Consider the following 20,182-nt stretch of genomic DNA (forward strand, 5'->3'; position numbering starts at 1 on the left):
TTCTAGACAACATCTATCTAGGGGCTGAGGGAATTGCTTGAGAACATCCTTTAAGTTCTGTAAAGGTCATCAAGACTACTGTGACAATTGAAGAGGTATTTATGATTCGCAACCAAATTTCTAAGCGTTTGGTTTTAGGTCTAGTTGGGTTAAGCAGTGCGCTCGTTCTGTCCGCCTGCAACCAACCCACCGATACTGCCGAGGTCGAGTCAACTGAGGTTCCTGCAACCACAACAGAGGTTCCTGCAACTGAAGACCCTGCTGTCGAAGACCCTACTGCTGAGGGCGCAACTGCTGGTGAAGGAGAAACGGTTGCAGATCTAGCGGCGTCTGATGAATCTTTTAGCACCCTAGCGACTGCCATTGAAGCCGCAGGACTGACTGAAACGCTTTCAGGCGAGGGCCCTTACACTGTTTTTGCACCTACCAACGAAGCCTTTGAAGCACTACCCGAAGGCACACTGGATCAGCTTCTACTTCCTGAAAATAAGGACGTCCTAGCTCAAGTTTTGACATACCATGTCGTGCCAGAAGAGCTTCCTGCTAGCGAAATCGCAGCCGGAGAAGTGGAAACAGTTGAGGGCACACCTGTTACCGTTGAGGTTGATGAAGCCGCTGGCGGAGTCATGGTCAACAATGCAACGGTGATCGAGCCTGATATTCAGGCTAGCAACGGGGTAATTCACGCTGTCGATCAGGTCATTCTACCGCCCGGAGCCGAGTTGTAGAGAACTGACTTGTTCAGCTTCAGGACTCTTTTCCTGATCGAGTTAAGTTTTAGAGTTTAATACCGCTTCACCTGTCTAGACTAAGCTTGAACGAGGATATGCCAGCCATATCCTCGTTTTACATATTCTCGTTTTGTCGTGAGTGCAGTATTGGTCACTTGAGAATTGCATCTAGAATGGGTTCTGCGTTGAAGCGAATCACGTCGGTGCAAGGCAGCCCTGTTTCTAGCTGGGCATGTTCGATCGCTTCCTGTGCTTCTTCTTCGCTCAGGTGAAAGGTGTTAAGGGCGATCGCCACCACTTTCACATCAGCAAATGCTCCGCCAGCAGAGGCAACCGTTTCGTACACCTGAATAACTTTGGGTAAGGGTGGGATGGGAACATCTGCGAATTGCTGAACGTGAGTTTGTCCCGCCCGATGCACCAGTACTAGGTGAGTAGGTTGACTGCCCCGCATCAGAGGAAGAGTAGCAGTAGAGGCTGGATTCATCAGCGATCCTTGCCCTTCGACAAACAGAATGTCGTAGTCATATCCATAGCGCATCATGATTTGCTCGACTGCGCCAGAGGCAAAATCAATTCTGATTGCGTCTAAAGGAATGCCGTCATGACCCAGCATTAGCCCTGTCTGCCCTGTTGCTAAAAATCGGGACTGTAAGCCTCGCTCTTGTGCAGCTCGATTTAGCTCTAAACTGGTAGACATTTTGCCGACGCTCATATCGGTGCCAACGGTCAGAACTCGTAGACAGGGAAGCGATCGCGCCTGACCACTGCCTACTGTTAAACCTTGTGGCTCTCGGCGCACATCCCAAATCAACTGACCGGGTTTTAGCAGGCTGCTAAGTTGGGGATCAGTTGCCAGGGGTGTATGCAGTCCATTCACAACTGACAAACCCGCAGCAACAGCTTGTTTTACTTCCTGCCACCAGGCTTCGGGCAGCGCCCCGCCAGAGGGAGCGATCCCAATCATTAACACGGTAGGCTGATAGGCGAGTGACTCTGCTACTGATGCAACAATGGGCACCGGACGCGAAATTCCAATCAGCTCTGAAAGCGATCGCCCTGGAGATTGCTCATCCACAACTGCCACAATCGACAGATCGCTATAACGCAGTAGAGAAATGCCCGTTTTTCCTTTTGCCCCTTGCAGCCCTTCGTGCATCAACAGGGCAATGCGATCGCTAGCCGTGAACACGTTGCACCCCCAATCCCGGTAAGTCGTTTGGCACTAGACAGCCATTTTCCAAAGAGGCCCCAACAAACGGATCATCAATTAGATTGAGATGACTATCCAAGTCTAAATGATCTGCAAAAGGAGCCAGATGGGCCGCTGCGGTATTGGCTAAAGCGCTGTCAGAGTAGCAGCCAAACATAATTTGCAAGCCACAGGCTTTGGCAGTGTGAATCATCCGGAGTGCCTCACTCAAGCCGCCCGATTTCATTAGCTTAATGTTGATGCCATGAACACGATCTGCCAGTTTGGGAATGTCGCGACTATCAAAACAGCTTTCATCTACGAAAATGGGCAAGGGCGACTGACGATACAGTTCCAGTAAATCTGACTCCTGCCCTTTATCGAGTGGCTGCTCAATGTAGGTGACACCTTGTTCCGCTAGCCAGTGGCTCATAGAAATAGAATCTGCCAGGTTCCACCCGCCATTTGCGTCAATACTGACTTTTGCCCCTTTGGGCACTTCTTGTTGCACCGCTTTAAACATTTCCTGGTCTGCCATGATCCCACTAGGGCTACCCAGTTTCACCTTAACGGCTTGAAAGGGAGCAAGCTGTAACCAATGCAGCAACCGTTGCTGAGCCGCTTCAGGAGAACTGATACCAATGGTGGCAGAGGTGGGCACGATGCGATCGCGCTCCAATCCCCACAGTTTCCACAGCGGCAGCCCCAGATACTTGCCGCGCCAGTCATGCAATGCCAGATCAAGTGCAGTCTGGGCAGCAGAGGGTAGATTGGCATCTGTCAAAATTTGCTCAATCCGCTGCTGGTCAAAGGGAGTCAGCGACTTTAATTGAGGCGCAATTTGCTGAAGCTGAAGAACAAGCTCTTCGGTGGGCTGAGGACGACCTACCGAAAAAGGTGAAGCTTCTCCCCAGCCTTCAATTCCGTCGTGTTCTAGAATCAGCCAGACGTTTGTACTTTCTGCCGACGTGCCGCGACTAATGGTCAGGGCAAATCGCTTGTGAACCGTAAATGTCTCAACCCGAATCTGCATGATGCATCCGCAAGCGTTGCTCCAATCTTACGAGACTTGGAGGTAATTGGAAATTTCTAACAGATTGCCATCGGGATCACGGATGTAGAGGGAGGCGATCGCCCCCATTGCTCCAGTTCTTGGCACAATTCCCTGCTCAATTTCTACTCCGCAAGATTGCAGATGAGTCATCACCTCAGTTAAAGGTGTAGTTGTAATCAAACAAAGGTCAGCAGAGCCAGGAGTAGGCTGGGCAGATTTTGGCTCAAACTCTTTGCCAACTTGGTGCAGGTTGATCTTTTGCTGCCCAAAGTGCAGGGCATAGCGGCAATTGCCGAACACCACCACCATTCCTAGAACCCGCGCGTAAAAATCACAGGTCGCTTGTAAATCAGCCACCGTCAAGACCAGATGATCCAGCCGCTCGATTTTCACCGTGTTCTGCAAGTTAAATCTGCAAGTTAAATCGAGTAAACCTGCCCATCGATTAGCAAACGCGTGATCCCCTTTGCCTGCAAATAAGGTCCAACTTTGTGTAGCATTCGCCCATCGGGAACCTTGACGACTCGCTGCATTCGGCGAGAAAACCGTCGTGCAACTCGATGGTTGTCAAAAATTGGCAGCGTTCTTGCCTGAATTTCCTCATCAGGAATTTGCCCCAGGTCGGCAAAATCTCTGAGTGGGCGAGTAATCAACTCGGAGGCGCGATCAACGACCAGATAAAAGATCTTAGGAATCGGAGCTTCAGACAACGGCAAAACGCTTACCCGTTCCTTTGACTGAATATGTACAGCGGTGAAATCTTGCGAATCTCCGCCTGCTCCATACGAGTCATCCTCGTCATCATCCAGGTCGTCATCCAGGTCTTCTAAATCTTCTTCATCATCATCCAGTTCTTCAAAGTCCTCTCCCTCATTCAACAGATCTTCTGCTAGCGTCTCTGCAACACGAGGAGTTGCTTCTAAACCATAGTTTTGGTCCGACTGCGGCTTTGCAATTTGGTCTTCCATTGCCGCTGAAAACTCTAGCAGTGGAATCTGCGTCGCAGAAGACAAGTTTTTGTCAGCCACCTCTGCGATTTTTGCTTCAACGCTATCTACCTCTATCGTTTTGGTCAACGGAGCCGCAAATGTTGTCTCATTTGCTTCGGCGATCGCCGTGCGTTTCCGCTCACGCCGTTGAGGAGCTGGAATCTCCCGTAGTTGAGGTTTTGGCTTCGCTTCGGCTAACTGAGAGACCAATGGCTCTGGTTGAGAAGGTTGTTCAAAGGGTTCAGGTTGAGAAGGTTGTTCAAAGAATTCAGGTTGGGGAGATGATTCAAAGAGTTCAGGTTGAGAAGGTTGTTCAAGTGGCTGAATCGGCTTAGATTCTACTTCAGGTGGTTCAGAAGACTCAGGTGCAAAATTGAGAAACCGGGTAGACAATCCACCTCGCTTTTGCTGCACCAGGGTTTCATACTCCTGTTCCGACAAGCCTTGCTTCAGGATGCGGCTAATGGTGGTATTGCTCACGCCATAGCGACTGGCCAGAGTTGAGGTCGTCTCCTCTGGGTGGCGATACAACGTGAGAATCGTTTGTTTATCAGAATCAGACAATTTTTGGGGAGCCATGCCGCAAATCTTTCCTCAGCCAGCGATCGGACTGTCAGCTATTAGACCGTTTCTGTAGAGAAGCAAATTATATTTTTGCTTTTTATCACTACCACTACTACCATTCTGCCAATTCATCAGGATTATAGGGAGTTCTTTCATCCCTTATCCTACGCTCTCCTCCTTCCTCCTCGGCGAGAACGGGTTGACAGATCGTACTCTAAGGCTGCACCAATGCCAAACAGAACCGCGCTAAAGATGAAGAATACCTCTGGCAAAGCTCCAGTTTCGTAATCCTCAACATAGGTAGTGGCATAGAAGAACCAGATGTCTGCCAGATAGAGTGAGAAAGCGGCAGCGGCAATAAACCGCCAAGATAGGGAGAATCGTCCTCCCCAAAATGCTAACAGCAGGGTTGTTGCCATCACCACCAGAATAATGTCACCAATGATGTAGAGCAGAGTAACGATATCTCCCAGGGGTTCCAGGTCAGCCGCTAAACTCGTAACCCAGCCTGGGGCGGTATTTGCTTCTAGGGCATCGGCTTCGGTGGAGCCCTCTGGCAGCGCTGGGGCTGCATCTGGTGGAGCACCGGGATTAGCAGGAGCAGTTTGTTCAATCCCGGTAGGAGCAGCCGGAAGTTCAGTTTCTTCTGGTGCGGAAAGCAGCAGATAGGCAAGCAAAATCCCTGCGATCGCAATTCCTAAAACCGTAGCCCACTGCCACAGAGCTAGATTCAGCCGCCTGGAGATAACCGCCAGCAGCATTCCCCAGCCCAAGAAGAAATAAGTCAGGATAAAAAAGAAGTCTCCAGGGGAAAGGTCGGGTGATTGCCCCCAGCCCAACTCCCACTGAGCCAACAGCAAGTTAGCGATAAAGTAAGACAACATTCCCAAACCGATCGCCAACCAAACAGTTCTACCACTGACGATCAAGCTACTGCGCCAGTTCCGAAAACAGAGGATGGCAGCTCCCAAAAAAGCCACATCCTCAAGCACGTAAGTCGTCACTCCGTACCAGCTCGGTCGCCCTTGCCCGGGTAAAGGCACACTAAATAAGAGAAAAAATAGGAGCGCAATAATTGCCCAAGCGGTTAAGGACAGGACAATCACTTGGACGGACAGAGAGGAATCATTAGAAGTCTTTTTGTTCAAGGTACCGCTCCTACAGAATGCAAAGCTGGGACGGTTGAGCAATTGATGCGATCACTATAAATCTTTCTGCGGAAAGTCTTACAGAGAATCTCACTAAATTGCTGGGCGACAACACACGACAACAGCAGTCAATTAGAAGCGCACATGATGTCCCTACACTTTGTCACGCTGAGAGGGTTTGGTAAAAATCACCCTGACTGGTTGCTTTACTAGAGATCGGGCTTGCTTATTGGTTCATACTGCCTCTTATTCCATGCTTGATTCTGCTGAATTTAGATGTCGTTGAACAGAGGGATGGATTATAACTATCCATCCCTCTGGTAGGAGCGGTTCGCAAACTGCCCTTTAACAGATTTCGCAATTTTACAGCGTTCCTCGACAATTAGCGCTGTTGATTGTAACGCAGGACTCTTGACTGGTTCAAAGCAGGTTTCTAGCTGTACGCCATGTTTAGCAAACGCTCAACTTAATCGGCGAGCCGTAGGTACGCTGCGCTGCCATCGAATCCGAGAAGGAAAGTCACTTTCGTCATAGATTTCACCAACTAGCTCCTCTAGGATGTCCTCCAGGGTAACGAGTCCAACGGTGCCGCCATATTCATCTACCACGATCGCAATGTGAAACTGCTGTTGCAGCATGTCCTTGAGCAGGTCAGCTACCCGCTTTAGCTCGGGGATATAGATAGGTGCATCCATTGCTTGCGTTACGGGCGCATCGGTTTGGTCAGTTTGGCAAACCGAGTCTAATTCTTGCAGGGCTCGCTTTAGATGAACGATGCCCACAATTTGGTCTTTTGACTCCTCTTGAACCGGGATGCGAGAGTATCCTGTTTTTAAGCAAAAATCTACGAGTTCGCGTAGCGTTGCTTCGTGGGAAATCGTTTGCATGTCAATTCGAGGTTTGACCACGTCGCGCGCTACCACACGATCGAGCATGAGTGCCTTGTTGAGCAACTGATGGCGATCGAGGTCAAGCTGTCCCTTACCGCCCAGAATTTCGATCATCAGCTGCAGGTCTTTGATCGATTCTCCTTGCTGCACCACATGGCCCTGAAAAGTGCGGATGGCGAATTGGGCGATCGCCTCCAAAAACTGAGCAATGCCAAAAAATGACAGCACTCTAGACAGCCAATAGATTGGGCGTACCACCACCCTAAAAATCGGCATGACGTTGTTGATTGCCAGCGACTTGGGCGTAATCTCGCCAAATATCAGGACTAGCAGCGTGATTACACCTGTAGCGATCCCCACTGCTGCATTGCCAAACCAGATCGTGAAAAGATTACTGGTAAGAATAGCCGAAGTATTATTAACCAGATTGTTGCCGATCAGGAGTGTGGTGATGAACCGAGCCCGATTTTCTAGCACCAGGGTAAACATTCCACCGGGATCACCCTGTTCTTTGATCAGTGCTCTCAGTTTCAGATTGTCCAGGGCCGTAATAGCGGTTTCTGACCCAGAAAAGCAGGCAGAAAGGGCCAGCATCACAACCAGAGCTGCCAAATCAAGTCGAACATCTCCTAAAAACGGCTGAACCTGACCCATGAGCGGATGAGTTAGAAAGGCGTAGGAGAACCAGGCAGGGGCGATCGCCAACAATTGCAGTGGGGGAAATAGGGAAATCACGAGGAAGAGTGGAGCCGATAAAGCTACCAGATTGTGAGTAGGTATAAGAAGACGCAAGAAAGTTGAGAGAGTCCATCTTGAGATGATAACCCCCCTCAACTTTTGAGGATTCTACCCTTGAACCGAATACGCTTGAACTAAGCTACAGCTAAATCAAAATTTAGGTCATTTAAATAAACCTCTATGAATCGCTTTTTAAAGCGTGAATGGTAGCGCGGCGGAGCCGCGCTACCATTCACGCAAAAGGTCTATTGATTGTGATTCTTCTAAGGATTTAACAGGCTCCCTGTTTCGACAAAACCACCCAAATCGTCTTGCCAATCAAAAAAAGGTCATACATTACTGACCAGCGATGAAGATATCTCAGGTCAAGCTGCACAATAGCTTCAAAGTCGATGATTTGAGAGCGACCATTGACCTGCCATTCGCCCGTAATACCAGGCTTAACTTCGAGCCGTCTCCAGTGATGCTTGCTGTACTGTTTAACTTCGTTTACTGTAGGCGGACGAGTGCCCACTAGGCTCATGTCGCCCTGTAGCACATTCCAAAACTGCGGCAGTTCATCCAGACTAGTACGTCGCAGAAATTGACCCACTCTTGTAATCCGAGGATCGTTGTCATTCTTAAAGACGTGACCGTTTGCCTGATTTGTGACCTGCTGTTTGAGTGCTTCAGCATTCACGACCATTGAGCGAAATTTCCAAATTTTGAAGTAGCGACCACGATGCCCACAGCGAGTTTGGCTGTAGAAAACGGGTCCTGGGCTGTCAATCTGGATGGCGATCGCAATGGGCACAACCACGAGTGCAGTCAGAATCAGCCCTATCGTTGCTCCTAAAATATCGATACATCGCTTCACTTTGCTGTTGACCGAAGGATGGATGTTGGTCGAACCTCTTGAATAAACCTGAGAACGAACAGATGCAGAAACAGCGGCGAATTCAGAACTGGTAGTGACCATGATTTGGAGTGGTTTACAGGTAAATGTGAATTAAAGAAGAGCCAAGAACGCAAGCAATTGTGGAGACTGACAAAGGGTTTTAAGGTCAGCGGCACTCTGATGAAGCTATTTTTTAAGCAATGTAAGGAAAAGAATTTTCAAATTTTTAAAACCGTTCAGCCAAGTTCCACGTATAAACAGTATGGTTAGCAAATCTTTAAAACCGCGCAGCGGAGCTTTGCCTTGTTGAAAGCTTCAACAAGGCAACAAAAAGGCTCAGCGAAATCAGTATCTTCTCAGTAAATAAAACTTTACTTAAACAGGTACTTTTACAAGTTTTGAGAACAGAGATTCGCGATTTTAGCTTTTAGCAAGCGTCAGATCGCTAGAAATACTGAGAGATTAAGCAGTTTTCAGCGTTTCTCATTCTCACTCTGAGCTACGATGCCTACATGCATGGCACTCTGTATGTAGTAGGAACCCCGATCGGCAACCTGGAAGATATGACCTTCCGGGCAGTGCGGATTTTGCAAACGGTGGATGCGATCGCCGCCGAAGATACTCGCCACACCGGAAAACTGCTCCAGCATTTTCAAATTTCTACCCCGCAGGTCAGCTATCACGACCACAATCGCCACAGCCGTTTGCCCGAACTGCTAGAGCGGCTGCGTCAGGGCAAGGCGATCGCCCTCGTGACCGATGCCGGAATGCCAGGAATTTCCGACCCCGGATACGAACTGGTAAAAGCCTGTGCCGATGAGGGAATTGTAGTGGTGCCTATTCCGGGAGCCAGTGCAGGCGTGACAGCGCTTAGCGTGTCGGGTTTAGCGACCGATCGCTTTATTTTTGAAGGCTTTTTGCCCGCCAAAGGACAGGAACGACGCGATCGCCTGGAAGCTTTGCAGACCGAGGCTAGAACGCTGATTCTGTACGAATCTCCCCATCGCTTGCGGCAAACCCTGAAGGATCTGGCAGATGTGTTGGGAACCGACCGAGCGATCGCTCTGGGACGGGAATTGACCAAACTGCATGAGGAAGTGTGGCGCGGCAGTTTAGAGGAGGCGATCGCCCATTACAGCGATCGAGAACCTCAAGGGGAATTCACCCTGGTGATCGCCGGAAACGAACTGGCAGAGCCACTGTTGTCAGAGTCAGCGCTGAGAGCAGAATTGCAGCACTTGTTGAGTCAGGGATTGTCGCGATCGCAAGCCAGTCGCCAGCTTGCCCAAAAAACATCGCTGTCGCGTCGTCAAATCTATCAGTTAGCTTTGGCAATTCCAGATGCAGCTAACCCAGAGTGATTGACCAAATTCGTTTCCAGGCTCTACATGAGAACGAGATCTTAAGGCTCTAGTGCAACGCCTTTTGCTGCTGGTGCAAAATCTCATACCAACTTGATTGGAAAAGGATGCAGATGCCCGTAGGGGCGAATGGCCATTCGCCCTTACAAGGAGTTGATGTGTCGTGAAATCTATTTAAATCGGTATCAGTTTAGTTTCACGCCACGAATCGAGTAATCTAGCAGGCGAATTGGATGCATCAATGGCACGGTTTTGCCTTGAAGCTGGAGGTGCTTCTGAATTTGCAATGAGCAGCCAGGATTAGAGGAAGCAATCAGCGTCGCGCCTGTGTTGAGTAAATTCTGTACCTTCTGCTGCCCTAACTCGTCTGCAACTTCGGGTTGCAGCATGTTGTAAACGCCTGCACTGCCGCAGCAAAGAGCCGCATCCATCGGTTCTCGAAGCTGCACATTCGGGATTTGACGCAGAAGCTGACGCGGTTGCAGGCTGATCTTTTGCCCGTGCAGCAGGTGGCAAGCATCCTGATAAACAAGCGTTAAAGGTGCGTCAGTGAGGGAAGAGAGTTTGGCAGTGAGTCCGATCGCTCCCAAAAACTCCTGAACATCCTTCACTTTGCTGGCAAATTCATGCGCCTTCTCACGGTAGTCAGGGTCATCTTGAAGGATGTGACCGTATTCCTTCAGCGTATGTCCGCAGCCTGCGGCATTAATAATGATTGCGTCTACGTCTGTGCCTTCAAAGCTGTCGATCATCTGGCGGGCGATCGCCTGTGCCTGTTCTTCCTGTCCTTGGTGTTGAGGCAGTGCTGCACAGCAGCCCTGAGATTTGGGAATGACCACCTCACAGCCATTAGCGCTGAGGACTCTGGCTGTCGCTTCATTCACTTCTGAGAAGAATAATCGCTGTACACAACCCAAAATCATTCCCACTCGATAGCGCTGCTCTCCCTGCGCTGGAATTACAGTCGGTAATGTGTCTTGAAAGGATTCAGCAGTGACTTTGGGCAACAAAGATTCCATTGCAGCGAGTCGTGGCAAGAACCGCTGGAGCAATCCGGTAGAACGCACTAGCTTTGGCAGTCCTAGCTTCTGGTAAACAAATAGCGGCACCAGCAACCACCGCAGGCGATTAGGGTAGGGGAAGAGGGAAAAGATGAGTTGGCGGAAGAGGCGATCGCCCAACGACCGGGGCACATTCCGCTCAACTTGGGGACGAGTCGCAGCAATCAACTGGTCATACTGCACTCCGGATGGACAGGCTGTGGTGCAGGCGAGACAGCCTAAACAAGAGTCAAAGTGTTGTGAAGTCGCGGTGGACAGCGGTGCTTCGTGATGATTAATCGCATTCATTAAATAGATTCGACCTCTAGGCGAATCCATTTCCTTGCCAATCACTCGGTAGCTGGGACAGGTCGTCAAGCAAAAGCCGCAGTGGACACAGGCATCAACCAGTTTTTGGTCGGGCGGATGTTTGGCATCAAAGCTGGGAAAGGAGTCCAGGTTTTGATTGTCCAGGTTTTGATTGAATTGATCAGCAGGTTTGGTTGTGTCTGAAGTGTTCATTTGGCGATCGCACCCCTCAAATGTTGCGGATAAAACGATGGGGACTGAGCAAATCTTGTGGATCAAACTGTTGTTTTAATTTCTGCATCCACTCCAACGCATTGCCTGAATAGCCCCAAACATCAAACTGCTGTTTGAGCGATTGTGGAGCCGATAGCACCGTGAGAAAACCACCCTGAGATTCACAAAGTTGGCGAATTTTGAGCAGCGTTTCAGGAGTCGCGTCCCCACTCATTTTAAGTTTGCCTAAGCCGCTACTTGCATGAATCGTGGCGATCGCCTCGGTCATTTCACTCTGCCTGATTTCACTCACTTTTGCTAAAGTTGCGACTGCGTTAGCGGGCAATACTCCTATCTTGCAAATAATCACGGGTGCGGCAGCAGTGTCTTCAAATCTTTCTGATAATCTGTGCCATAAATTGGACTCATCATCATCGGTCAAGTCTTCGCCCTTTAAGTCTAGCGCTTGACCCACTTCTAGAAGTTTGGCGGCTTGCTGTTCGACGCTGACCGCAATTCCTTGAAAGCGGCTGACCAAACTCATGCCCTGCCCTAGCTGTAGCTGAGCAACAGTACTGTCAGAAAGTAGCTCGATCGCTGTCGGAGTTAGGGCTGAAGCTAACAGAGTTTTAGTTGCCTGGGCGATCGCATCTGGCGTTCCTGTAAAGATGACCGTTTGAGAGGCAGTTGACAGCGGATATACCCGAAACGTTACCTGATCGATGATTCCCAAGGTCCCGTAAGACCCGGTGAACAGCTTCATCAGGTCATAGCCTGCGACGTTTTTCACAACTCGCCCACCTGCCTTGGCAATTTGCCCATCCGATCGCACAAAGGAAAGCCCGATCAGCATATCTCGAATGCCACCATAGCGTTGGCGCAAGGCACCCGTGTCGGCAGTGGCAACAATTCCTCCCAAGGTCGCCCGATCGGAATAGGTGGGGGCGATCGCCAAAAATTGCCCTACCTTTGCCAGCGTCGCCTGAAGCTCTGCAAACCGCATTCCCGCTTCCGCTGTAACAGTGAGATCCCCTACCGCATGATCGATCAAACGGTTCAGTTTCGCTGTACTTACCACTATCTGAACGCCTTCTGCCAAGCCGCCCCAGTGCAATTTGCTGCTAGAGCCGCAGGGCAAAACACGCCAGCGATTTTGACTGGCGCAGGTCATCACTTCTGCTAGCTCTGCTGGAGTTGCAGGATAAATCACACAGTCGATTTGAGTACCAGGAACCAGAGCTGCGCTAATTTGAACCTGCTGCTCGGAGTTCAAGCTTTCCCAAGTAGAAACCCCAACGGAGCCGACAATTTTCTCAAACTGAGAGGCGATCGCACTCATTCGTGCAGCCAAATTACAACCCGCTCATCTTACAACTGATTGAGGGCTGCGATGTATCAATATTGCTGCATTTGCTTATCGACAAAACACCATAGCCACTGTTCCCCCAGTTCTGCTGAACTAATGATGGGATGCCCAGTCTCCTCGTAGTGACGACGGGCGTGTTGATTTTTAGAAGAGTCGCAGCACAGCATCTTACCGCAGCTTTGGCAAATTCGTAGATGTACCCAGCGATCGTTTGTCCAAATGCATTCTTCACACCGAAACATTGGATAGTTAGCTTTTGGAATTAGGTTGTCCGGGGTGATTTGACCGAGATGTTGGCAAGACATAGGAGTTAGGTATTGGGATGCTTGCAATTCTATAAGGAATTTGGGCAATACAGTATTGTAGTTTGGTAGCAAATCTAAACTGAGGAGAAGTGGTGGCGATCGCTTAAATCTGACCTTGCAAATCAGCTAAAACTTTAGAAATCATTATTTTTAACTGTGGTACGTCTTCCAGAACTGCTTTCCAAACAATTTCTATATCTGTATTGAAATAATCGTGAATTAGTTTGTCTCGCATTCCGGCAATATCCCGCCAAGGAATATCAGGGTATTGATCTCTCACAGAATCTGGTATTCGCTTTACCGCTTCACCGATAATTTCGATTGCCCTTGGAACCGCAAAGATTTTTTCCAAATTGCTTGAAAAAGCCTCAAATTCGATCCCTGCTGTAAATTGCTCGATCGCGACGACAGCATCCAAAATATCCTGTAAATAATCCTCCACGTGCCGCGTGGTCACAAGTAAACAACCTCTGCCAAAACTCGTTCTCCAATGCGAGGTTTCAAGCCAGATTTGTGCACTAGCTCGACTTTGATTCCCAGATTGTCGCTGAGATAATTCTCTAGGTTAACGAACTTCAAAAGACTTGGTATTTCAGAGAACTCTACTAACACATCCACATCGCTAGTTTCTGTTTGCTCTTGCCTAACATAAGAGCCGAAAATGACTTACAGGTTAATGTAAATCTTCCTCCCAGATGCCAATGTAAATCCGATCGCTATCATTTCGCTCGATTACACCTTCTAAATTGCCAGAGGTGAAGGAAAAATCGTTGCGTTGGCGATCGCGAATTTGGCTTAGGGCTTGGTCAATTTCTTCGGTCGATCTGCCGTTGAGCATTCCGTTTAGCGTCACCCGCATCATCAGCGGATCGACGGATTGGGCAAAGGAGGCTTCGGTTTGGCGAATGCGCTCGGTGCTTTTGTCGTAGATGTAGGCAAGGGTGACTTGGTTGGGCACCAGTTCGTATAGGTCAGAACGGGTGTTGGGCCAGTAGCCGTCTCTGGAACGAGTTGGCTCACCGAGTAAACTCTGCACCTCAGATATTGATGTGCCTGTAGCGAATCCAGGAACGCTGCGGTCGGATAATGCAGCGGCAGTTCCTTGCTGACTTTGTGACGGTGAAGGTTCTGGGCTGGGTTCTGGAGTCTCTGCGATGGGTGGTTCTGGCTCTGGCTCAGGTTCTGGTGAAGGAGAAGCTTCTGGAGTGGGTGACAGTTCGGTTGGTTCGGGTGGAGAAAAGTCTATCGGGGTTTCGGTGGGGGTTGGCTCTGGAGCCTGGGCGGTCTGGGGCGATCGCGTCACAATTGCACTGACTCCGCCAACGATGGCAGCGGCGATCGCCACTCCGACTAACAGCAGAGGTGCCATTCGGTTTGAGCGTTGAGGTTTTTGAACTGGGGGAATAGCTGCTGCCGTTTTAGCAGGAGTTCCGACCGTTCTTTTAGCGGGGCCAACTGTAGCTGCACCAGGAGCTGGGACAGCCCGATTCACCTGGCGTGGCGCGACCGCTACGGTTGCTGCGGTCGTCGGGGAAGGGGGAATATCTGGATTGGGAATAGCTCCGTTTTCCCCTGCAGCCATCCCAATAGCTGAGGAAGTTGGCAGCAACGTTAGCCATTCTGCGACGGTTGCTGGACGATATTGCACCTCGACTGCCATGCCGCGTAAGACAGCCTGACTGACGGCGGGACTAATTTGAGGTTGCAGCTCACGGGGTGCTGGCAGGGTTTGGCGGGTTCTCAAAACTGAGGCGATCGGCACAGTTGCGGTGAGCAAGGCGTATAGCGTTGCTGCCAAACCATAAACATCGGTGGCAGGAGTGCGTTTTTCCTGCGACATATACTGCTCAATTGGCGCGTAGCCGACCGACACCAGGCTGGTATGGGTCTGAGTGGTGCCGGGGGTAAACTCGCGGGCAATGCCAAAGTCAATTAGCACCACCTCTTGAGTACCCTGGCGTAAAATAATGTTTTGCGGCTTTACGTCTCGGTGCAGCAAACCATTTTGGTGAACCACCTGTAAGGCGGCTCCAATCTGGCGAATGTAGTGAATGGCGATCGCCTCTGGCAATGGATGATCAGGAAAGACGACTTCTTCCAACGTTTGACCGGGAATGTAGTCCATTACCAGATAAGGGATGCCCTCTTCGGTAAAAAAGTCATTCACCCGCACAATATTGGGATGAACACACATCGCCAACCGCCGCGCCTCATCGCGAAATTGTCGCTCTAGTTCGGCAAACTGTGGGATCTGATGGCTGGCTGGAGTAAGGGTTTTGATCACCACCGCTTGCCTCAAATCTCGATGCACGGCCTTGAAGGTGATGCCAAACCCACCCTGTCCTAAAGGCTGCTCCAGAATATATTTGCCGTCTTGCAGCGATTTGCCTACTAGCGCGTTCATTACCCTTTAGTTGCTCTCATCCGTTGCATTTGCTTCATCTGCCTGATCCTGATCACAGACGAATTGCAACACCTCTGCGGAACTGCTGCCCCGCATGGGTTGCACTAGTCGCCCATTGTCATCATAAACGGCACGGTGAATCACCTGTCTACCTCTTCCATGAACGGTAATGCGTCTGAGCCGTGATACCAGGCTGGTGCAATCTACTGAACGATAAACCAGTGCGCCATAGACGGGCTGTTCTAGCTCGACTCCAACAAAGGCGTTGTTGGGTTCCTGAAAGTCTCGATATTCCCAATACCAGATGATGCCTTCTCGGTTTTCAATCGAGTTGCGATCGACCAGGAAGCGATCGCCCACCTCATTCTCTGTAACCTCAACCCAATCTTCTACAGCCAGGGCAACAGGGGCAAAGGAAACTACTGCACACAGGGCGGTCAAACCAATCAATAACCGTTTCATATTTTCAGTGAATGAGTGAACCAAAATGAATTGCTAATTGCTATTGGGCACGAGAATCTTGATAATCTTCGACGTTTTCGATCGCCTGCTCGGCGTAAGAATCATCCGGTCGTTCGTCCAAAGCCCTTCTGAAATAGAGCAACGCCGTCCCAAACTCTCTCGCTTGCGTTGCGGCATAGCCTGCTCGCATGTAGCGATCGTAGTCAGAGTCCTGAGGGGCGCGCTGTTGTGGCGTTGCAGGCTGAGCAGGTGTAGTGGGTGCAGCCGCAGCCCGTCCTTCTTGCTGTTGATAAGCAGTTACGACTCGCTGCACGTAGTCTGAAATTTCGGCGCTGTTATATTGTTCTGGGTCGCCCCGCATCCACCAAGCGGCAGATCGACGCACCGCCAGCAGTTCGTTATTGTTGCTGGCACGATATTCATCTTGCAGCACGTCACGCATGACGCAGGTGACGACACTTCGGGCAGCATTGGGGTCAGCTTCAAACTGAGCTGGAGTTAGCTCTCTGCCCAGACAGGATCTTGACCAGCGGGGAATATTGGCTCCCATGATTTGCCAGTCACTATATAAACCGTCATTGGCGTTGCCCGTTTGGGGGGATGCCTGGCGCAACGCTTCGACCAACGCCGCAACTTGTCCATTTGAGACTTGAGCCTGTGCGGGCAGCATTCCCAAACCCAGTACAAATCCAAGACTTCCAAGGCTAATCAGGAGTTGGCTAAATCGTAACCGCATAGATTGAGTCCTACAAACCGTAGGCAGCTTCGATCCTCACAGTGAAGTGCGATCGCCATGTCCACCAAAGGGTCAAATGGATGCCTACACTACAAACAACATCATAACTCTGTCCCTCTTCGATGCACCCCTAACTCGGTAGAGCTTTAAAGTAAGAATTGAAGTACGAATTTTTAGACAATACTAGTTTCTAGCCGTTGACTCAGGCAAAGGGATGATCAACCCAGTATTTGAGACTCAGAGATTGCAACTGAGTCCCGTTTTAGAAGAAGAGCTTGATGTCCTCCACAAAATCTTTATTGACCCGTATGTGAGGAGGTATTTGTGTGATGACGAGTCCTGGGCTTTGCAGCAGGTTGAGGAAATGTTGAGTGAGAGTCAAAAGCTCTTTAACGAGAAAAACTTTGGGCTTTGGCTAATCAGAACTAGAGATAATGAGGAAGTTATTGGAATGACGGGTTTGTGGTACTTCTTTGAGGAGGAACAGCCCCAACTGGTTTATGCTTTGCTGCCTCAGGCAACTAAGAAAGGCTATGCAACCGAAGCCGCAGCCAGGATTCTGGAGTATTGTTTTGACGAACTTGGCTATCAATATTTGGTGGCAAGCTGCGATCGCCCAAATCTAGAATCCCGCAAAGTTGCCGAGAGAATCGGTATGAAAGAAGTAGAAGAGAGAATCGTAAATGGCAATCCTCTCACGTTTTTTAAGGTTGAGCGGAGTAAAACGTGATTTCAAGCTCGTCAATCAGGTTTTAAACTCGTAAACCTATTTCTATTTACGATTCCTGGCAAAGATACTGGTGTTAGGGCGATCGCCTGGACATCCGATATTGGACTCCACTGGTGATCAGAAGTCCTCACCACCTGGGAAGGATACAGCAAACTGTGGAAACAGGCGATCGCTTGGCTATGCAGACGGGATTGAACCCTATACGGACTTTATCAAAATTAATGACCAACCTCACGTCTCTCCCCCTCACCCGCCAACTGCTGTCCTTTAACACCACCAATCCACCTGGACAGGAGCGAGATTGCGCCAAATATCTGTCCAAGGTGCTGGAAGACATCGGTTTTCAAACCTGCTGTTATGAATTTGCGCGCGATCGCACCACTGTTGTCGCTCACCTCAACGGGGAAAAAGAGCAATTACCCATTTGCTTTACCGGACACATCGACACTGTGCCGCTCGGAGCAACCACATGGGAAAAAGATCCCTTTGCAGGTGAAACCGAAGCAAACAAACTCTACGGCAGAGGATCTTCAGATATGAAGGCTGGCATTGCTGCTATGGTCATTGCCGCTTCCCGTTTTGCCCAGCAGCCCGGCAGAAAAGCAGGAATGAAATTAATTTTGACGGCAGGGGAAGAAACTTGTTGCGAAGGCGCGTATCACCTGGCAGGGCTAGGAAATGTCCTGGATGAAGCAGGCACCGTGATTGTGGGTGAACCCAGCACCAACTACCCCTGGATTGGACATAAAGGAGCCGTTCGCTTTGCCATTCGCACTAAAGGAATTACGGCTCACGCTTCCATGCCAGAACTGGGAGACAACGCCATTTACAAGGCGGCTCAGGTGATTCTCAAACTACAGTCCTTTGAATTTGGCATTGAGCCTCATCCCTTCTTAGGAAAACCAACTTTAAACGTCGGAACCATTACTGGTGGGCAAAACATTAACTCAGTTCCCGATGAGACCACGATTGGAGTCGATATTCGCACCATTCCAGGACAGGATCACCAAGCTATTCAACAGCAACTCCAAATGCTTTTAGGTGAAGAGGTTGAAATTACTTGCCTTAATCAAGCTCAAAGTGTTGCAACAGCAGCCTCTCACGACTGGATAAAAACCATCTTTGAGATTGCTAAACCCTATCTGGATACTGCCCCAGTTGCTAAAGGAGCTTCTTACTTTACGGATGCGTCTGTATTCACCCCTGCGTTTGGTCATCCACCCACTGTGATCTTGGGCCCTGGAGAACCTACAATGGCCCATAAAACCAATGAGTTTTGCTACGTTTCAAAAATTGAGGAAGCAGTTGAAATCTATACTCATATTGCAGAACGGTGGTGTAGCTGAGCAGCAGGAGTTCCTATTTTTGTAAGAACTCATTCCGTCAAAGTTGCATTGCAGAATTAAATCTTCTCTCAGTGGAGTTAGTCAATCCCTATCTTTGACGAAAGGTGAAGCGCATGATTGTAGCTGGCGATCGCCTCTTCATGTTGTTCCAAAGCGTGTAGAACTTTGCTCCGCTCTATCCACAGATCAGCGTCATTGCTCTGAATTTGAATGGCTTGATCAAGAGCAGCTAACGCCCGTTCGGGTTGCATCAGATGGAATAGAATGAGTCCTCGCAAATACCAGAACTGATAAAGCTCAGGATTCGAATAGATTGTCTTGTCAATGGTGGCGATCGCCTCTTCATAGCGACCCAAGTCAAACAAGACCTGGCTCACGGCATACCCAACTGCCGCCTCGTCAGGAGCCAGTTCCTTTGCCGTTTGATAGGCAGTTAACTCCTCTTCATGGCGCTGGAGTTGCCCTAAAGCCAAGCCGCGATTGAGCCAGGGGAGGTAATTATTGGAATGGAGGGCGATCGCCCGATCATAGGCAGCGATCGCTTCTTCATACCGCTCTAAATGACGCAAAACATTTCCCCGTCGAATCCAGGTGTGAGCGTGATCAGAGTGGAATTGCAGCAGCCGATCGTAAGTAGTGAGTGCTTCCTCATGTCGCTGGAGTTGGGTCAACAGTTGTCCGCGCAGTGACCCCAAATTGAGCGAATCAGGTTGATGTTGCATCGCGTGATCATAGGCAGCGATCGCTTCCTCATACTGCCCCAAGTCCGCTAAGGTGTTTCCCTTCATGTACCAGGCTCGGTAGCCTGATTGGTGTTGAATCGCGTGGTCGTAGGCAGCGATCGCCTCTTCATAGCGTTGTAGCCCCCTCAAAGCATTGCCCCGGTGATACCAGGCTTCAGCCGAACCGGGAGATTTGCGAATCGCTTGGTCAAAAGCGGCGATCGCCGATTCATAGTGCTGCTGCTCCAAGAGTTGATAGCCCTGTTCCTGCCAGTGCTGGAGGGGTTCTGGTATCACTCGTTGCGCCACTACCCCAATCACAATTAAGCTGACCAGCATGGCTGCTGCCCATTGGTTGAATAGGTCATAGCCCATCCAAGCCAGCTCCATTGGCACCCCTAAGGAAGTGCTAACGGTCTCGACGGTCTGCCAAAATGCCCGATTTGCCTCTGGGCTAAACCACAACAAACCAAAGACGACAAAGATTCCATAGCGGCTCCAACCATTAAGCTGCGATCGCACATTAGCCGCGAGCCAGGGTTCGATAATGCCGTAGCCATCTAGGGGTGGGATAGGCAGCAGGTTGAGAAATACCCCCGCCACCTGAAGGAGAATCAGAAATGCCAGTGCCTCCCAGATCCAGTGGTTGGGCACAGCGGGAGCGAGTCCTAGAAAAAATGGAAGGGCTAGCAGTAAGGTGACCAGGATACTGGCAGCCGGACCTGCGAAGGAAACGGCACTTTCCCAGGCGCGGCTCCGCAATCGCTTCACATCAATGTAGACCGCTGCTCCGGGTAAGGGAATGCCACCGATCAGCAAGAATACAAGGGGTAAGACCAAACTGTAGGAGAGATGAGTATATTTCAGCGGGTTGAGGGTCAAATATCCTTTCTCTTTGACCGAGGTATCGCCGCCCCAATACGCTACAACGGCATGACCAAATTCGTGCAGGCAAACCGATATAATCCAACCGACAAAGACGAAGACGGCAACCGAAAGCATAAT

The 20,182-nt window shown here is 49.9% G+C and carries 19 protein-coding genes and 1 pseudogene; 4 read left to right on the plus strand and 16 right to left on the minus strand.

The features are described 5' to 3' along the window. Window positions 1-101: 101 nt before the first annotated feature. Complete coding sequence (locus tag H6F88_RS19875; protein ID WP_190644468.1) at window positions 102-728, plus strand: fasciclin domain-containing protein; 627 nt, start codon at window positions 102-104, stop codon at window positions 726-728. 154 nt (window positions 729-882) lie between these two features. Here the strand turns inward: H6F88_RS19875 and H6F88_RS19880 are convergent, their stop codons facing one another. The 7 genes from H6F88_RS19880 to H6F88_RS19910 form a co-directional block, all read right to left on the minus strand. After that, window positions 883-1,890 carry a DUF1611 domain-containing protein gene (locus tag H6F88_RS19880; RefSeq protein WP_190644520.1) on the minus strand — a complete coding sequence of 336 codons (1,008 nt, stop codon included), beginning with the start codon at window positions 1,888-1,890 and terminating at the stop codon, window positions 883-885. Window positions 1,891-1,909: 19 nt separating this feature from the next. Beyond that, window positions 1,910-2,956, minus strand: a complete 1,047-nt coding sequence (locus tag H6F88_RS19885; RefSeq protein WP_190644469.1) for a dipeptide epimerase — start codon at window positions 2,954-2,956, stop codon at window positions 1,910-1,912. A 27-nt stretch (window positions 2,957-2,983) separates the two neighbouring features. Continuing rightward, window positions 2,984-3,370, minus strand: a complete 387-nt coding sequence (locus H6F88_RS19890) for a VOC family protein (RefSeq protein WP_190644470.1) — start codon at window positions 3,368-3,370, stop codon at window positions 2,984-2,986. Between the two features lie 26 nt (window positions 3,371-3,396). Beyond that, window positions 3,397-4,545, minus strand: a complete 1,149-nt coding sequence (locus tag H6F88_RS19895) for a hypothetical protein (RefSeq protein ID WP_190644471.1) — start codon at window positions 4,543-4,545, stop codon at window positions 3,397-3,399. Window positions 4,546-4,694: 149 nt separating this feature from the next. Further along, window positions 4,695-5,678 carry a hypothetical protein gene (locus H6F88_RS19900; RefSeq protein WP_190644472.1) on the minus strand — a complete coding sequence of 328 codons (984 nt, stop codon included), beginning with the start codon at window positions 5,676-5,678 and terminating at the stop codon, window positions 4,695-4,697. 461 nt (window positions 5,679-6,139) lie between these two features. Continuing rightward, entirely contained in the window at window positions 6,140-7,222 is a 1,083-nt protein-coding gene (locus H6F88_RS19905) for a hemolysin family protein (RefSeq protein WP_190644521.1), read from the minus strand. Between the two features lie 355 nt (window positions 7,223-7,577). Next, complete coding sequence (locus H6F88_RS19910) at window positions 7,578-8,264, minus strand: sugar transferase (RefSeq protein WP_190644473.1); 687 nt, start codon at window positions 8,262-8,264, stop codon at window positions 7,578-7,580. 431 nt (window positions 8,265-8,695) lie between these two features. Here H6F88_RS19910 and rsmI point away from each other — a divergent pair, with 431 nt between their 5' ends. Beyond that, a complete protein-coding gene (rsmI, locus tag H6F88_RS19915; RefSeq protein ID WP_190644474.1) occupies window positions 8,696-9,544 on the plus strand; it encodes a 16S rRNA (cytidine(1402)-2'-O)-methyltransferase in 849 nt (282 codons plus the stop codon). A 185-nt stretch (window positions 9,545-9,729) separates the two neighbouring features. On the opposite strand, the gene H6F88_RS19920 is transcribed toward rsmI, so the two are convergent. The 8 genes and pseudogenes from H6F88_RS19920 to H6F88_RS19955 form a co-directional block, all read right to left on the minus strand. Next, the gene (locus tag H6F88_RS19920; RefSeq protein WP_190644475.1) at window positions 9,730-11,106 is read right to left on the minus strand and encodes a heterodisulfide reductase-related iron-sulfur binding cluster; all 1,377 of its coding nucleotides are present in this window, start codon (window positions 11,104-11,106) and stop codon (window positions 9,730-9,732) included. Window positions 11,107-11,122: 16 nt separating this feature from the next. Continuing rightward, the gene (locus H6F88_RS19925) at window positions 11,123-12,457 is read right to left on the minus strand and encodes an FAD-binding oxidoreductase (RefSeq protein WP_242050615.1); all 1,335 of its coding nucleotides are present in this window, start codon (window positions 12,455-12,457) and stop codon (window positions 11,123-11,125) included. 44 nt (window positions 12,458-12,501) lie between these two features. Then, window positions 12,502-12,777, minus strand: coding sequence for a UBP-type zinc finger domain-containing protein (locus H6F88_RS19930; protein ID WP_190644476.1), 276 nt, complete (start codon window positions 12,775-12,777; stop codon window positions 12,502-12,504). A gap of 103 nt (window positions 12,778-12,880) precedes the next feature. Beyond that, complete coding sequence (locus H6F88_RS19935; RefSeq protein WP_190644477.1) at window positions 12,881-13,234, minus strand: HepT-like ribonuclease domain-containing protein; 354 nt, start codon at window positions 13,232-13,234, stop codon at window positions 12,881-12,883. Then, window positions 13,231-13,440, minus strand: a pseudogene (locus H6F88_RS33480) (nucleotidyltransferase family protein); the annotation flags it as partial. The pseudogene H6F88_RS33480 and the gene H6F88_RS19935, both read right to left, overlap by 4 nt. A gap of 10 nt (window positions 13,441-13,450) precedes the next feature. After that, window positions 13,451-15,181 carry a serine/threonine-protein kinase gene (locus tag H6F88_RS19945; RefSeq protein ID WP_190644478.1) on the minus strand — a complete coding sequence of 577 codons (1,731 nt, stop codon included), beginning with the start codon at window positions 15,179-15,181 and terminating at the stop codon, window positions 13,451-13,453. 6 nt (window positions 15,182-15,187) lie between these two features. Then, window positions 15,188-15,643 carry a hypothetical protein gene (locus H6F88_RS19950; protein WP_190644479.1) on the minus strand — a complete coding sequence of 152 codons (456 nt, stop codon included), beginning with the start codon at window positions 15,641-15,643 and terminating at the stop codon, window positions 15,188-15,190. Between the two features lie 40 nt (window positions 15,644-15,683). Further along, on the minus strand, window positions 15,684-16,379 hold the full coding sequence (locus H6F88_RS19955) for a hypothetical protein (protein WP_199313827.1): 696 nt from the start codon (window positions 16,377-16,379) through the stop codon (window positions 15,684-15,686). 214 nt (window positions 16,380-16,593) lie between these two features. On the opposite strand from H6F88_RS19955, the gene H6F88_RS19960 reads away from it, so the two are divergent. Both H6F88_RS19960 and H6F88_RS19965 read left to right on the plus strand, forming a co-directional pair. Continuing rightward, window positions 16,594-17,109 carry a GNAT family N-acetyltransferase gene (locus H6F88_RS19960; protein WP_190644480.1) on the plus strand — a complete coding sequence of 172 codons (516 nt, stop codon included), beginning with the start codon at window positions 16,594-16,596 and terminating at the stop codon, window positions 17,107-17,109. Between the two features lie 113 nt (window positions 17,110-17,222). Then, window positions 17,223-18,455: a M20 family metallopeptidase gene (locus H6F88_RS19965; RefSeq protein WP_199333707.1), complete on the plus strand. Its 1,233-nt coding sequence runs from the start codon at window positions 17,223-17,225 to the stop codon at window positions 18,453-18,455. 77 nt (window positions 18,456-18,532) lie between these two features. Here the strand turns inward: H6F88_RS19965 and H6F88_RS19970 are convergent, their stop codons facing one another. Beyond that, window positions 18,533-20,179 carry a tetratricopeptide repeat protein gene (locus H6F88_RS19970; RefSeq protein ID WP_190644481.1) on the minus strand — a complete coding sequence of 549 codons (1,647 nt, stop codon included), beginning with the start codon at window positions 20,177-20,179 and terminating at the stop codon, window positions 18,533-18,535. Between the last annotated feature and the right edge of the window lie 3 nt (window positions 20,180-20,182).

This window comes from Oculatella sp. FACHB-28 (genome assembly GCF_014696015.1).
Classification (GTDB): Bacteria; Cyanobacteriota; Cyanobacteriia; order Elainellales; family Elainellaceae; genus JAAUTN01.